This window comes from Pseudomonas putida (assembly GCF_050989985.1).
Classification (GTDB): domain Bacteria; phylum Pseudomonadota; class Gammaproteobacteria; order Pseudomonadales; family Pseudomonadaceae; genus Aquipseudomonas; species Aquipseudomonas putida_AI.
This window is the reverse complement of the sequence record NZ_CP158815.1, coordinates 5,680,474-5,695,181: the sequence shown is the minus strand read 5'-3', so window position 1 is coordinate 5,695,181 and position 14,708 is coordinate 5,680,474. Positions and strand designations below refer to the sequence as shown.

Sequence of the window (14,708 nt, the reverse complement as noted above, 5' to 3'; positions counted from 1 at the left end):
TCGCCAATGCATTGCGAAGTGACAGGCGCACCCAATCACAGGATAATGCGCCATCTTTTTTTCAGCAGCTCTGCCCTGCGGGCTGTCTGATGTGTTTGCTTGTTTGGCCGCCTTAGCCTGACAACCCTGGAGTGTCTGGTTTGATCGTCTTCCGTTATCTATCCCGCGAAGTCCTGTTGACCTTGAGCGCTGTCAGCGCCGTGCTGCTGGTCATCATCATGAGCGGACGCTTCATCAAATACCTCGCGCAAGCGGCTTCTGGCCAGTTGGATCCGAGCTCGTTGTTCCTCATCATGGGCTATCGCCTGCCGGGATTTTTACAGCTGATCCTGCCGCTGGGCCTGTTCCTCGGGATCCTGTTGTCCTACGGTCGCCTGTACCTCGAAAGCGAAATGACCGTGCTGTCGGCCACGGGCATGAGCCAGCAACGACTGTTTCGCATGACCCTGTTCCCGGCCACCCTGGTGGCACTGGTGGTTGCATGGTTGAGCCTGGGCCTGGCACCGCAAGGGGCCAATCAGTTCCAGCTGCTGCTGAACAAGCAGGATGCCCTGACCGAATTCGATACCCTTGAGCCAGGCCGTTTTCAGGCCCTGCGTGACGGTACCCGGGTGACTTACACCGAGCAGCTGTCGGATGACCGCATCAATCTCTCCGGTGTATTCATTTCGCAAAAAAACCTCTCTTCCGATAATAAGGACCGCGGGATTTCGGTGCTGGTGGCTGAGAAGGGGCGCCAGGAAATCCGCCCTGACGGCAATCGCTACCTGATTCTCGACAACGGCTACCGGTATGACGGAAACCCGGGGCAGGCCGATTACCGCGCGATCCATTACCAGGAATACGGCGTTCTGCTGCCCAAGCCGGAAGTCAGCGAAGAAGTCACCGACCGTGATGCCATGCCGACCGCGACCTTGATGGCCAGCCAGGACATCCGTATGCGAGCCGAGCTGCAGTGGCGCCTGTCCTTGCCGTTGCTGGTGTTCATCGTGACCCTGATGGCGGTGCCGCTGTCGCGGGTCAATCCGCGTCAGGGCCGTTTCCTCAAGCTGCTACCGGCGATTCTTCTTTATATGGCTTACCTGACCATCCTGATTGCCGCTCGCGGCGCCCTCGAAAAGGGCAAGATTCCAGCCGCGCTCGGTCTGTGGTGGGTACACAGCTTGTTCCTGGTCATCGGCCTGGGTCTGCTCTACTGGGAACCCTTGCAGTTGAAGCTGGCGAGCCGTCGCGCCGCGCTGGAGGTGGCCCGTGGTTAAGCTCGACCGCTATATCGGTAGCAGCGTGTTCATGGCGATCCTTGCGGTGCTGGGGATCATTCTCGGTCTGGCGACCTTGTTTGCGTTCATCGATGAGATGGGCGAAGCCAGTAGTACCTACACCCTGGTCGATGTCCTCAGTTATGTATTGCTGACTGCGCCGCGCCGTCTGTACGACATGCTGCCGATGGCCGCGCTGATTGGTTGCCTGATCGGTCTCGGCAGTCTGGCCAGCAACAGCGAACTGACCATCATGCGTGCGGCCGGGGTTTCGGTTGGGCGGATCGTCTGGGCAGTGATGAAGCCGATGCTGGTGCTGATGGTGGTGGGGGTGTTGATTGGCGAATACGTTGCGCCGGCCACCGAAAGCATGGCGCAAGCCAACCGTTCGCTGGCCCAGGGCAGTGGCGACGCACAAAGTGCCAAGCACGGCATGTGGCACCGTCAGGGTGACGAGTTCATTCACGTCAACTCCGTGCAACCCAACGGTATTCTGTACGGCGTGACGCGTTATCACTTCGACAAGGAACGGCACATGCTGTCGTCCAGCTTCTCCAAGCGTGCCGAATTCCAGACGGATCACTGGCAGTTGAGCGATGTCACCACCACGGTGTTTCACGAACGCAGCACTGAAGTGGTCAACACACCGGTCGAGCGCTGGGATGTGGCGTTGAGCCCGCAATTGCTGAGTACGGTGGTCATGGCGCCCGAAGCGCTGTCGATTTCGGGGCTGTGGGGGTACATCCACTATCTGGCGGATCAGGGCCTGAATAACGGCCGTTACTGGCTGGCTTTTTGGGTCAAGGTGTTGCAGCCGCTGGTCACCGCCGCCCTGGTGCTGATGGCGATTTCCTTCATCTTCGGTCCGTTGCGCTCGGTAACCCTCGGTCAGCGCGTGTTTACCGGCGTGCTGGTGGGTTTCACCTTCCGCATCGCCCAGGATTTGCTGGGGCCGTCTAGCCTGGTGTTTGGCTTTTCGCCGTTGTTTGCGGTACTGGTGCCGGCCGGTATTTGCGCCGTGGCGGGGCTCTGGCTGTTGCGCCGAGCCGGTTAAGAATCAGCCATTTGCGGCTTATGCCTCATTTGAAAACGCCCCTGTCGCAAGACCGGGGCGTTTTTGTATGTGCCGTCTGACCTGCGAACGTGACGCTTGCGTCGTGGATCAGGTACAATTCCCGGCTATTTTTCGGCGGGCTATGCCTGCAGCCTTTTTGAGTGTTGATCCGTGAGTGATTTGAGTCATATCCGCAATTTCTCCATCATCGCCCACATTGACCATGGCAAGTCGACGCTGGCCGATCGTTTCATCCAGATGTGCGGCGGCCTGGCCGAGCGTGAAATGGAAGCCCAGGTACTGGATTCCATGGACCTTGAGCGTGAGCGCGGGATCACCATCAAGGCTCACAGCGTTACTCTCTATTACAAAGCCAAAGATGGTATCAACTACCAGCTGAACTTCATTGACACCCCCGGCCACGTTGACTTCACCTACGAAGTCAGCCGCTCGCTGGCGGCCTGTGAAGGCGCGCTGCTGGTGGTCGATGCGGGTCAAGGTGTTGAAGCGCAGTCGGTTGCCAACTGCTACACGGCGATCGAGCAGGGCCTGGAAGTAATGCCCGTGCTGAACAAGATCGACTTGCCACAGGCCGAGCCTGAGCGCGTCAAGGAAGAGATCGAGAAGATCATCGGTATCGACGCCACCGACGCCGTCACCTGCAGCGCCAAGACCGGCCTGGGTGTCGACGAAGTGCTGGAGCGTCTGGTTGCTACCATTCCTGCGCCGACCGGCAATATCGAATATCCGCTGCAAGCGTTGATCATCGACTCCTGGTTCGACAACTACCTGGGCGTTGTGTCCCTGGTACGTGTGCGTCACGGTCGCGTGAAGAAAGGCGACAAGATCCTGGTCAAATCCACCGGCAAGGTCCACCTGGTGGACAGCGTCGGTGTATTCAACCCGAAACACACCGCTACTGCCGACCTCAAGGCTGGCGAAGTGGGCTTCATCATCGCGAGCATCAAGGATATTCACGGTGCACCGGTGGGTGACACCCTGACTCTCGCCTCCACGCCGGACGTCGAGGTTCTGCCTGGTTTCAAACGCATCCAGCCGCAGGTGTATGCAGGTCTGTTCCCGGTCAGCTCCGACGATTTCGAGGATTTCCGCGAGGCACTGCAGAAACTCACCCTCAATGACTCGTCGCTGCAGTACACGCCGGAAAGCTCCGATGCCCTGGGCTTCGGTTTCCGTTGCGGTTTCCTCGGCATGTTGCACATGGAAATCATCCAGGAGCGCCTGGAGCGCGAGTACGACCTGGACCTGATTACCACGGCGCCGACGGTAATCTTCGAGCTGTTGCTCAAGACCGGCGAGACGATCTACGTCGACAACCCATCCAAGCTGCCGGATCTATCGTCGATCGAAGACATGCGCGAGCCGATCGTGCGCGCCAATATCCTTGTGCCGCAGGAGCACCTGGGCAACGTCATCACCCTGTGCATCGAAAAACGCGGTGTTCAGGTCGACATGCTGTTCCTCGGCTCGCAGGTGCAAGTGACCTACGACCTGCCGATGAACGAAGTGGTCCTGGACTTCTTCGACCGTCTCAAATCCACCAGCCGCGGCTATGCTTCGCTGGATTACCATTTCGATCGTTACCAATCGGCTAATCTGGTGAAACTGGACGTGCTGATCAACGGCGACAAGGTCGACGCCCTGGCGTTGATCGTGCACCGTGACAACTCGCACTACAAAGGTCGCCAGTTGACCGAGAAGATGAAAGACCTGATCCCGCGGCAGATGTTCGACGTGGCAATCCAGGCCGCCATTGGCGGTCAGATTGTGGCGCGTACAACCGTCAAGGCACTCAGAAAGAACGTATTGGCCAAATGCTACGGTGGTGACGTCAGCCGTAAGAAGAAACTGCTGGAGAAGCAAAAGGCCGGTAAAAAACGCATGAAGCAGGTCGGCAACGTGGAAATTCCACAAGAAGCCTTCCTTGCCGTGCTCAGGTTGGATAGTTAGGTCCTATGTCACTAAATTTCCCGCTGTTGCTGGTCATCGCCGTGTTCGTCTGCGGCCTGTTGGCGTTGCTCGATCTGCTGTTCCTGGCGCCGCGTCGGCGGGCCGCCATTGCTTCCTATGAGGGCAGCGTCAGCCAGCCTGATGTGGTGGTGGTCGAGAAACTGAACAAGGAGCCATTGCTGGTCGAGTACGGCAAATCGTTCTTCCCGGTGTTGTTCATCGTGCTGGTGCTGCGTTCGTTCCTGGTGGAACCGTTCCAGATTCCGTCCGGCTCGATGAAACCGACCCTGGACGTCGGCGACTTCATTCTGGTGAGCAAGTTTTCCTACGGGATCCGCCTGCCGGTGATCGACAAGAAGATCATCGAAGTCGGTGAGCCACAACGCGGCGATGTGATGGTGTTCCGTTATCCAAGCGACCCGAACGTCAACTACATCAAGCGTGTCGTTGGTTTGCCGGGCGATCAGGTTCGTTACACCGCCGACAAGCGTCTGTTCGTCAACGGGCAGTCGATTGCCGAGCAGTTGATTGGCTCCGAGCCGGGCACCCTGGGCAGCGCCGAGCTCTACAAGGAAAAACTCGGCGCCGCCGAGCACCTGATCCGCAAGGAAATGAGCCGCTACCGCGCAACGCCGGACCGTACATGGACCGTGCCTGCCGGGCACTACTTCATGATGGGCGACAACCGCGACAACTCGAACGACAGTCGCTACTGGGATGATCCGAACATTCCCAAGGACCTGCTGGGCATGGTTCCCGACAAGAATATCGTCGGCAAGGCCTTTGCAGTCTGGATGAGCTGGCCGGAACCCAAACTCAGTCACTTGCCGAATTTCTCGCGGGTTGGCCTGATTCAGTAATCAAACACGGCGCTGTTGAACACAGCGCCGAATGCATTTCTGGAACCGACGGATTTCGGGGCCGGAAGCATGAAGCCAATGATATTCAGGACGTTATTTTTGAACACAGCGTTAATTGTCCCAAGCCTGCGCCTTATCCCGGCGATGGCGGTGGAATCCAACCACGAACTCAGCGTGGGTAAACCGTGAGCGCCTCCCTAAGCCGTCTCGAGCGTCAGCTCGGCTACACCTTCAAGGATCAGGAACTGATGGTCCTGGCCCTGACTCACCGCAGCTTTGCCGGGCGCAACAACGAGCGCCTGGAATTCCTCGGTGACGCCATCCTCAACTTCGTCGCCGGCGAGGCGCTGTTCGACCGCTTCCCGCTGGCCCGCGAAGGCCAGTTGTCGCGTTTGCGCGCACGCCTGGTCAAAGGTGAGACCCTGGCCGTACTGGCCCGTGGTTTCGATCTGGGCGAACACCTGCGCCTGGGTTCCGGCGAATTGAAAAGCGGCGGTTTTCGTCGTGAGTCGATTCTGGCCGATGCCCTGGAAGCGCTGATCGGTGCGATCTACCTGGACGCGGGCATCGAAGTCGCCCGTGAGCGCGTACTGGCGTGGCTGGCCGGCGAGTTCGAAGGACTGACGCTGGTCGATACCAACAAGGACCCGAAAACCCGCCTGCAGGAATTCCTGCAGTCCCGTGGGTGCGAGCTGCCACGTTACGAAGTGGTGGATATCCAGGGTGAGCCGCATTGCCGGACGTTCTTCGTCGAATGCGAAATCATCCTACTGAATGAAAAAAGCCGAGGTCAGGGTGTGAGTCGTCGTATTGCCGAACAGGTAGCGGCCGCCGCAGCACTGATTGCCCTGGGTGTGGAGAATGGCAATGACTGATTCAAACGCAACTCGCTGTGGCTATGTTGCCATCGTCGGCCGTCCGAACGTGGGCAAGTCCACGTTGCTCAACCACATTCTGGGTCAGAAGCTGGCGATCACCTCGCGCAAGCCGCAGACCACCCGCCACAACATGCTCGGCATCAAGACCGAAGGCGATGTGCAGGCGATCTACGTCGACACCCCCGGCATGCACAAGGGTGGCGAGAAGGCCCTGAACCGCTACATGAACAAGACCGCTTCGGCGGCGTTGAAAGACGTCGACGTGGTGATCTTCGTGGTTGATCGCACCAAGTGGACCGAAGAAGACCAGATGGTCCTCGAGCGTGTGCAGTACGTCACCGGCCCGCTGATCGTTGCGCTGAACAAGACCGACCGCATCGAGGACAAGGCCGAGCTGATGCCGCACCTGTCCTGGTTGCAGGAACAGCTGCCAAACGCACAGATCATCCCGATTTCGGCGCAGCACGGGCACAACCTCGACGCGCTGGAGCGTGTGATTGCCGAGCAGTTGCCGGAAAACGATCACTTCTTCCCGGAAGACCAGATCACCGACCGCAGCAGCCGCTTCCTCGCCGCCGAGCTGGTACGTGAAAAAATCATGCGCCAGATGGGCGCCGAGCTGCCGTACCAGATCACCGTCGAAATCGAAGAGTTCAAGCAGCAGGGGAAAACCCTGCACATTCATGCGCTGATCCTCGTCGAACGTGACGGCCAGAAGAAAATCATCATTGGCGACAAGGGCGAGCGCATCAAGCGCATCGGCACCGAGGCGCGCAAGGACATGGAGCTGCTGTTCGACTCCAAGATCATGCTTAACCTCTGGGTGAAGGTTAAGGGTGGCTGGTCCGATGATGAACGTGCGTTGCGTTCGTTGGGTTACGGCGACCTGTAATTTCAGGATCCCTAGGACACCGATACCCACTGTGGGAGCGAGCCTGCTCGCGATAGCGGTCTGTCAGTCGACATAATGTTGGCTGACAGGGCCAATCGCGAGCAGGCTCGCTCCCACAGTGGTTTTGGGTTGTTTGTAAAACCGCGTTCCGTCATTGAGAGCTCCATGTCCCAGCCAATCGGCCAACCCGCCTACGTCCTCCACTCCCGCGCCTACCGCGAAAGCAGTGCGCTGGTGGACTTCCTCACGCCGCAAGGGCGGCTGCGGGCGGTGTTGCGCAGTGCGCGGGGCAAGGCCGGGACGCTGGCGCGGCCTTTCGTGCCGCTGGAAGTGGAGTTTCGCGGGCGTGGCGAGCTGAAGAATGTCGGGCGCATGGAAAGTGCCGGTGTTTCCACCTGGTTGAACGGCGAAGCACTGTTCAGTGGCCTCTATCTCAACGAGTTGTTGATTCGCCTGCTGCCCGCCGAAGATCCCCATCCCGGTGTATTCGATCACTACGCCGCAACCTTGCTGGCACTGGCCGAAGGCCGGCCGCTGGAGCCACTGTTGCGTTCGTTCGAGTGGCGGTTGCTGGATGACCTCGGCTACGGCTTTGCCCTCAACAGCGACATTCATGGCGAGCCCATCGCCCCGGACGGTCTCTATCGCTTGCAAGTGGATGCCGGGCTGGAGCGGGTCTACCTGCTGCAACCGGGCCTGTTCAATGGCATCGAGTTGCTGGCCATGGCCGAAGCCGACTGGTCTGCGCCCGGCGCGCTGTCCGCAGCCAAGCGCTTGATGCGTCAGGCGTTGGCCGTTCACCTGGGCGGCCGGCCACTTGTCAGTCGCGAGCTGTTTCGCAAGCCCTGATCACCCCGTATGCTGTGCACCGAACTTTCTCTTCTTCTGGAGCGCTTCCGTGACCACCAGCACCCGCATTCTTCTTGGCGTGAATATCGACCACGTTGCCACCCTGCGTCAGGCCCGGGGTACACGCTACCCGGACCCGGTCAAGGCAGCCCTGGACGCAGAAGAGGCGGGCGCTGACGGCATCACCGTGCACCTGCGCGAAGACCGCCGGCACATTCAGGAGCGCGATGTGCTGGTGCTCAAGGATGTGCTGCAAACCCGCATGAACTTCGAAATGGGCGTCACCGAGGAAATGATGGCGTTCGCCGAGCGCATTCGCCCGGCGCACATTTGCCTGGTCCCGGAAACCCGTCAGGAATTGACCACCGAAGGCGGCCTGGACGTGGCGGGGCAGGAGGCGAGGATCAAGGCGGCGGTGGAGCGCCTGTCGAAGATCGGCTCGGAAGTATCGCTGTTCATCGACGCCGATGAGCGGCAGATCGAAGCTTCCCGCCGTGTTGGCGCACCGGCCATCGAACTGCACACCGGGCGTTACGCCGATGCCGAGACACCGACCGAAGTGGCCGAAGAGCTCAAGCGTGTCGCGGACGGCGTGGCCTTCGGTCTGGCCCAGGGGCTGATCGTCAATGCCGGCCACGGCCTGCACTATCACAACGTCGAAGCCGTGGCGGCGATCAAGGGCATCAACGAACTGAACATCGGCCATGCGCTGGTGGCCCATGCCCTGTTTGTGGGCTTCAAGTCGGCGGTTTCGGAGATGAAGGCGCTGATTTTGGCAGCCGCACTCAAGGGCTAAAAATTAAAAGATCGCAGCCTTCGGCAGCTCCTACAGGTGTACACAAAACCCTGTAGGAGCTGCCGAAGGCTGCGATCTTTGCTTTTAGAGCTGCGGGCTTTCCTGCGCCGGTTTGGTCTTGTCGATCCCAGGTACCAGCAGTTTGCCCTCGGCCACCTGGTCGCCTTCCAGCTGCGGCTGCGTGACCCAGGTCAGGATGTCGTAGTAGCGACGGATGTTCGCCACGAAATGCACAGGCTCGCCGCCACGGGCGTAGCCGTAACGGGTTTTGCTGTACCACTTCTTCTCGGACAGGCGCGGCAGGATCTTCTTCACGTCCAGCCATTTGTCCGGATTCAGCCCTTCCTTGGCCGCCAGCTTACGCGCGTCATCCAGATGGCCAATACCCACGTTGTAGGCCGCCAGGGCAAACCAGGTGCGATCCGGTTCCTGGATCGACTCGTCCAGCTGATCCTTCATATAAGCCAGGTACTTCGCCCCGCCCATGATGCTTTGCTTGGGGTCCAGGCGGTTGGACACGCCCATGGCCTGCGCAGTGTTCTGGGTCAGCATCATCAGGCCGCGCACGCCGGTCTTGGAAGTGACGGCCGGTTGCCACAGGGATTCCTGATACCCGACCGCCGCCAGCAGGCGCCAGTCGACCTTCTCTTTTTTGGCGTAGGCCTTGAAGTGCTGTTCGTACTTGGGCAGGCGTTGCTGCAAGTGCTGGGCGAAGGTGGTGGCGCCCATGTAGCCGAGAACGTCGACGTGCCCGTAGTAGCGGTCCTTCAGGCGTTGCAGCATGCCGTTCTTCTTGACCTTGTCGATGTACTCGTTGATTTCGTTGAGCAGGCTGTTGTCATCGCCGGTTGCCACCGCCCAGCTCTGGTCCTTGGCATCACCCAGGTCGAAGGCGACCCGGATATTGGTGAAATACACCTGGTTCATCGCGACTTCGTTGGAGTCCACAAGGGTCAGGTCGATCTGACCTTCATCCACCATGCGCAGGAGATCAACGACCTCGACCGCGTCGGACTCTTCATATTCGATGCCGGGGAATTTCTGTTTCAGTTGCGCCAGCTGATCGGCGTGGGTGCTGCCCTTGAGCACCATGATCTTCTTGCCCACAAGATCCTTCGCGTCGGTCGGGCGGGACTGGCCGTTGCGATAGATGATCTGCGGGGTGACTTCCAGGTAGGAGTGGGAGAACCGCACCTGCTTCTTGCGTTCTTCACTGCTGACCAGGCCGGCGGCGGCGAGGACCGGTCCATTGGGCTTGCCGACCTGGTTGAACAGGTCGTCGAGGTTGTCGGCGGTCTCGATCTTGAGCTCCACCCCCAGATCGTCGGCGAAACGCTTCACCAGCTCGTATTCGAAGCCGGTTTCACCGTTGCGATCCTGAAAGTAGGTGGCGGGGCTGTTTCGGGTAACCACCCGCAGCACACCATCCTCCTTTACGCGCTCCAGCGTGTTGGGTTTATCAACACAGCCACTGAGCATCAGGAAGAGTCCGGTTGCGATCAGCCATTTGGCATATCGCGGACGCAAAGCCGTTGGGGAAAACATTTGCGCAGTATACGCAAAGGACCACGAGCGCCATATCTCGACAGCAAAGGGCGAGTCTGCTAGCGATCACAAAGGCGGCCGCAACCCCGCAGGAATGGGTCTTGTCTGGGTTTTGTCGGCGTAAAAATAAGCTGTCGTCACACGCTCGATTAACCTGACTTTGGAGGCAGAAACACAGATTGGTACTCGAATGCAACCGTGTGTAGCGTTTCGGGTGATGTCGCGGGCTGTTTAGGCTAGAATGCACGGCCTCAAAGCACACCCCCTTCCCGAGGCTGTCCCGAAGATGTTGATCCTGCGCGGCGCTCCTGCCCTTTCTGCCTTTCGCCACAGCAAACTCCTTGAGCAACTGAGCCAGAAGGTTCCAGCTGTCAATGGCCTGTATGCTGAATTCGCTCACTTCGCCGAAGTTACCGGCGTCCTGACCGGCGACGAACAGCAGGTGCTCGCGCGCCTTCTGAAGTACGGTCCAAGCGTTCCGGTCCAGGAGCCGACCGGTCGTCTGTTCCTGGTGCTGCCGCGTTTCGGCACCATCTCGCCATGGTCGAGCAAGGCCAGCGACATCGCTCGCAATTGCGGCCTGAGCAAAATCCAGCGCCTGGAGCGCGGCATTGCCTTCTATGTGGCAGGCCAGTTCAGCGACGCTGACGCCCAGGTGATCGCCGATACGCTGCACGACCGCATGACCCAGATCGTGCTGGGCAACCTGGAGCAGGCTGCCGGCCTGTTCAGCCACGCCGAACCCAAGCCACTGACCGCGATCGACCTGCTCGGTGGCGGCCGTGCCGCGCTGGAGAAAGCCAACGTCGAACTGGGCCTGGCCCTGGCCGAAGACGAGATCGACTACCTGGTCGCCGCCTTCGTCGGCCTCAAGCGCAACCCGCACGACATCGAACTGATGATGTTCGCCCAGGCGAACTCCGAGCACTGCCGTCACAAGATCTTCAACGCCAGTTGGGACATCGACGGCGAGAGCCAGGAAAAAAGCCTGTTCGGCATGATCAAGAACACGTACCAGATGCACAACGAAGGCGTTCTGTCCGCTTATAAGGACAACGCTTCGGTGATCGTCGGTTCCGTGGCCGGTCGTTTCTTCCCGGACCCTGAAACCCGCCAGTACGGTGCGGTGCAGGAGCCGGTGCACATCCTGATGAAAGTCGAGACCCACAACCACCCGACCGCGATTGCCCCGTTCCCGGGCGCGTCCACCGGTTCCGGTGGCGAGATCCGCGACGAAGGTGCAACCGGTCGTGGCGCCAAGCCAAAAGCGGGCCTGACCGGTTTCACCGTGTCCAACCTGCAGATCCCTGGCTTCGAACAGCCGTGGGAAGTGCCGTACGGCAAGCCCGAGCGCATCGTCACCGCGTTGGACATCATGATCGAAGGCCCGCTGGGCGGCGCTGCGTTCAACAACGAATTCGGTCGTCCGGCGCTGACCGGCTACTTCCGTACGTTCGAGCAGTCGATCACCACCCCTCACGGCGACGAAGTCCGCGGTTACCACAAGCCGATCATGCTGGCTGGCGGCATGGGCAACATCCGTGAAGAACACGTGCAGAAAGGCGAAATCGTCGTTGGCTCCAAGCTGATCGTGCTCGGCGGCCCGGCGATGCTGATCGGCCTGGGCGGCGGCGCTGCTTCCTCCATGGCCACCGGCACCAGCTCGGCGGACCTGGACTTCGCTTCGGTACAGCGCGAAAACCCGGAAATGGAACGTCGCTGCCAGGAAGTCATCGACCGTTGCTGGCAGCTGGGCGACAAGAACCCGATCAGCTTCATCCACGACGTGGGCGCGGGCGGCCTGTCCAACGCCTTCCCGGAACTGGTCAACGACGGCGACCGCGGTGGCCGTTTCGAACTGCGCAACATTCCAAACGACGAGCCGGGCATGGCCCCGCACGAAATCTGGAGTAACGAATCCCAGGAACGTTACGTGCTGGCTGTCGGCCCGGCCGACTTCGAGCGCTTCAAGGCGATCTGCGAACGCGAGCGTTGCCCGTTCGCCGTGGTCGGCGAAGCCACTGCCGAGCCGCAACTGACTGTCACCGACAGCCACTTCGGCAACAGCCCGGTGGACATGCCACTGGAAGTACTGCTGGGCAAGCCTCCGCGCATGCACCGTTCGGTGAAACGCGAAGCCGAGCTGGGCGACGACTTCGATCCGTCGACCCTGGACATCGCCGACAGCGTCGAGCGCGTCCTGCATCACCCGGCCGTGGCCAGCAAGAGCTTCCTGATCACCATCGGCGACCGCACCATCACCGGCCTCGTGGCTCGCGACCAGATGGTCGGCCCGTGGCAGGTTCCGGTGGCCGACGTTGCCGTCACCGCCACCAGCTTCGACGTCTACACCGGTGAAGCCATGGCGATGGGCGAGCGCACTCCGCTGGCGCTGCTGGACGCTCCGGCGTCGGGCCGCATGGCCATCGGCGAAACCCTGACCAACCTGGCTGCATCGCGCATCGGCAAGATCTCCGACATCAAACTGTCGGCGAACTGGATGTCCGCCGCCGGTCACCCGGGCGAAGACGCGCGTCTGTACGACACCGTGAAAGCGGTCGGCATGGAACTGTGCCCTGAACTGGGCATCACCATTCCGGTGGGCAAGGACTCGATGTCCATGGCCACTCGCTGGAACGAAGAAGGCGTGGAGAAGTCCGTCACCTCGCCAATGTCCCTGATCGTGACCGGTTTCGCGCCAGTGACTGACATCCGTCAGACCCTGACCCCGCAACTGCGCATGGACAAGGGCACCACCGATCTGATCCTGATCGACCTGGGCCGTGGCCAGAACCGCATGGGCGCCTCGATCCTGGCCCAGGTTCACGGCAAGCTCGGCAAGCAGGCGCCGGACGTCGATGACGCTGAAGACCTGAAAGCCTTCTTCGCCGTGATCCAGGGCCTCAACGCCGACGGCCACCTGCTGGCTTACCACGACCGTTCCGACGGCGGTCTGCTGACCAGCGTCGTGGAAATGGCGTTCGCCGGCCACTGCGGCCTGAGCCTGAACCTCGACAGCCTGGCGGATACTTCCGCCGACATCGCCGCGATCCTGTTCAACGAAGAACTGGGTGCCGTGATCCAGGTTCGCCAGGACTCTACCCCGGACATCCTCGCGCAGTTCAGCGCTGCCGGCCTGGGCGATTGCGTATCGGTGATCGGTCAGCCGATCAACAATGGCGAGATCAACATCACCTTCAACGGCGACACCGTGTTCGAAGGCCAGCGTCGTCTGCTGCAACGCCAGTGGGCCGAGACCAGCTACCAGATCCAGCGCCTGCGTGACAACGCCGACTGCGCCGATCAGGAATTCGATGTCCTGCTGGAAGAAGACAACCCGGGCCTGAACTTCAAGCTCAGCTACGACGTGAACCAGGACGTCGCCGCGCCTTACATCAAGAAAGGCATTCGCCCACAGGTTGCCGTGCTGCGTGAGCAGGGCGTCAACGGTCAGGTGGAAATGGCGGCCGCGTTCGACCGCGCCGGCTTCAACGCGATCGACGTGCACATGAGTGACATTCTGGCCGGCCGTGTCGACCTGAACGACTTCAAGGGCATGGTCGCTTGCGGCGGTTTCTCCTACGGCGACGTACTGGGTGCCGGCGAAGGCTGGGCCAAGTCGGCCTTGTTCAACAGCCGTGCCCGCGATGCGTTCCAGGGTTTCTTCGAACGTAACGACAGCTTCACCCTCGGCGTGTGCAACGGTTGCCAGATGATGTCCAACCTGCACGAGCTGATTCCGGGCAGCGAGTTCTGGCCGCACTTCGTGCGTAACCGTTCCGAGCAGTTCGAAGCCCGTGTAGCCATGGTGCAGATCCAGGAGTCGAACTCGATCTTCCTGCAAGGCATGGCCGGTTCGCGCATGCCGATCGCCATCGCCCACGGTGAAGGCCATGCCGAGTTCGCCAGCGAAGAAGCACTGCTGGAAGCCGATCTGTCCGGTTGCGTGGCGATGCGTTTCGTCGACAACCACGGCAAGGTCACCGAGAACTACCCGGCCAACCCGAACGGCTCGCCGCGCGGGATCACCGGCCTGACCAGCCGCGACGGTCGCGTGACCATCATGATGCCGCACCCGGAGCGTGTGTTCCGCGCGGTGCAGAACTCGTGGCGTTCGGACGACTGGAACGAAGACGCGCCATGGATGCGCATGTTCCGTAATGCTCGTGTGTGGGTGAACTAAGAGTCGTGTACAAGCTCAGCTTTTTTGTTCCAACCAGTCACGTCGAAGACGTGAAGAGCGCCGTATTCGCCGCCGGTGGCGGACGGATCGCTGCTTACGATCATTGCGCCTGGCAGGTGTTCGGCCAGGGCCAGTTTCGACCATTGGACGGCAGTCAGCCGTTCATTGGCGAAGCGGGGCAGGTCGAACGGGTCGAGGAGTGGAAGGTTGAGCTGGTCGTGGCCGATGAGTTGATTCGCTCGGTGGTGGCGGCTCTGAAACAGAGTCATCCCTACGAGACACCGGCTTATGAGGTGTGGCGGTTGGAGGATTTCTGATCCGCCAGGCTGCTGAAATGAAAAACCCGCTGAAGTGATTTCAGCGGGTTTTTTAATGCCCGGGATTTGTGGTGTAAGTGAGGGCCCCATCGCGAGCAGGCTCG

The 14,708-nt window shown here is 60.5% G+C and carries 11 protein-coding genes; 10 read left to right on the top strand and 1 reads right to left on the bottom strand.

The genetic code is table 11. The features are described from left to right. Positions 1-140 precede the first annotated feature (140 nt). The 8 genes from lptF (at position 141) to pdxJ (ending at position 8,559) form a co-directional block, all read left to right on the top strand. Entirely contained in the window at positions 141-1,259 is a 1,119-nt protein-coding gene (lptF, locus tag ABTV29_RS26045; protein WP_433767447.1) for an LPS export ABC transporter permease LptF, read from the top strand. Continuing rightward, complete coding sequence (gene lptG, locus ABTV29_RS26040) at positions 1,252-2,313, top strand: LPS export ABC transporter permease LptG (RefSeq protein ID WP_433767446.1); 1,062 nt, start codon at positions 1,252-1,254, stop codon at positions 2,311-2,313. The genes lptF and lptG overlap by 8 nt, the downstream gene beginning before the upstream one ends. Before the next feature lie 171 nt (positions 2,314-2,484). Continuing rightward, positions 2,485-4,284 carry a translation elongation factor 4 gene (gene lepA, locus ABTV29_RS26035; RefSeq protein WP_433767445.1) on the top strand — a complete coding sequence of 600 codons (1,800 nt, stop codon included), beginning with the start codon at positions 2,485-2,487 and terminating at the stop codon, positions 4,282-4,284. 5 nt (positions 4,285-4,289) lie between these two features. Beyond that, positions 4,290-5,144 carry a signal peptidase I gene (gene lepB / locus ABTV29_RS26030; RefSeq protein ID WP_110966514.1) on the top strand — a complete coding sequence of 285 codons (855 nt, stop codon included), beginning with the start codon at positions 4,290-4,292 and terminating at the stop codon, positions 5,142-5,144. Positions 5,145-5,329: 185 nt separating this feature from the next. Further along, positions 5,330-6,019, top strand: coding sequence for a ribonuclease III (rnc, locus tag ABTV29_RS26025; RefSeq protein WP_110966515.1), 690 nt, complete (start codon positions 5,330-5,332; stop codon positions 6,017-6,019). Continuing rightward, positions 6,012-6,914, top strand: a complete 903-nt coding sequence (gene era / locus ABTV29_RS26020) for a GTPase Era (protein ID WP_433767444.1) — start codon at positions 6,012-6,014, stop codon at positions 6,912-6,914. Before rnc ends, era begins: the two co-directional genes overlap by 8 nt. Before the next feature lie 165 nt (positions 6,915-7,079). Further along, complete coding sequence (gene recO / locus ABTV29_RS26015) at positions 7,080-7,763, top strand: DNA repair protein RecO (RefSeq protein ID WP_433767443.1); 684 nt, start codon at positions 7,080-7,082, stop codon at positions 7,761-7,763. A gap of 49 nt (positions 7,764-7,812) precedes the next feature. Continuing rightward, entirely contained in the window at positions 7,813-8,559 is a 747-nt protein-coding gene (gene pdxJ, locus ABTV29_RS26010; protein WP_433767442.1) for a pyridoxine 5'-phosphate synthase, read from the top strand. 84 nt (positions 8,560-8,643) lie between these two features. On the opposite strand, the gene mltF is transcribed toward pdxJ, so the two are convergent. Beyond that, the gene (gene mltF / locus ABTV29_RS26005) at positions 8,644-10,104 is read right to left on the bottom strand and encodes a membrane-bound lytic murein transglycosylase MltF (protein ID WP_433767441.1); all 1,461 of its coding nucleotides are present in this window, start codon (positions 10,102-10,104) and stop codon (positions 8,644-8,646) included. A gap of 286 nt (positions 10,105-10,390) precedes the next feature. Between mltF and purL the strand changes: the two genes are divergently transcribed. Together purL and ABTV29_RS25995 are read left to right on the top strand one after the other, a co-directional pair. After that, positions 10,391-14,287, top strand: a complete 3,897-nt coding sequence (gene purL / locus ABTV29_RS26000; RefSeq protein ID WP_433767440.1) for a phosphoribosylformylglycinamidine synthase — start codon at positions 10,391-10,393, stop codon at positions 14,285-14,287. Positions 14,288-14,292: 5 nt separating this feature from the next. After that, on the top strand, positions 14,293-14,604 hold the full coding sequence (locus ABTV29_RS25995) for an NGG1p interacting factor NIF3 (protein ID WP_433767439.1): 312 nt from the start codon (positions 14,293-14,295) through the stop codon (positions 14,602-14,604). The last annotated feature ends 104 nt before the right edge of the window (positions 14,605-14,708 follow it).

Bases quoted from the DNA above. Each gene is read 5' to 3' on its own strand.
- mltF (WP_433767441.1), bottom strand. From the start codon at position 10,104: ATGTTTTCCCCAACGGCTTTGCGTCCGCGATATGCCAAATGGCTGATC.
- purL (WP_433767440.1), top strand. From the start codon at position 10,391: ATGTTGATCCTGCGCGGCGCTCCTGCCCTTTCTGCCTTTCGCCACAGC.
- lepB (WP_110966514.1), top strand. From the start codon at position 4,290: ATGTCACTAAATTTCCCGCTGTTGCTGGTCATCGCCGTGTTCGTCTGC.
- recO (WP_433767443.1), top strand. From the start codon at position 7,080: ATGTCCCAGCCAATCGGCCAACCCGCCTACGTCCTCCACTCCCGCGCC.
- era (WP_433767444.1), top strand. From the start codon at position 6,012: ATGACTGATTCAAACGCAACTCGCTGTGGCTATGTTGCCATCGTCGGC.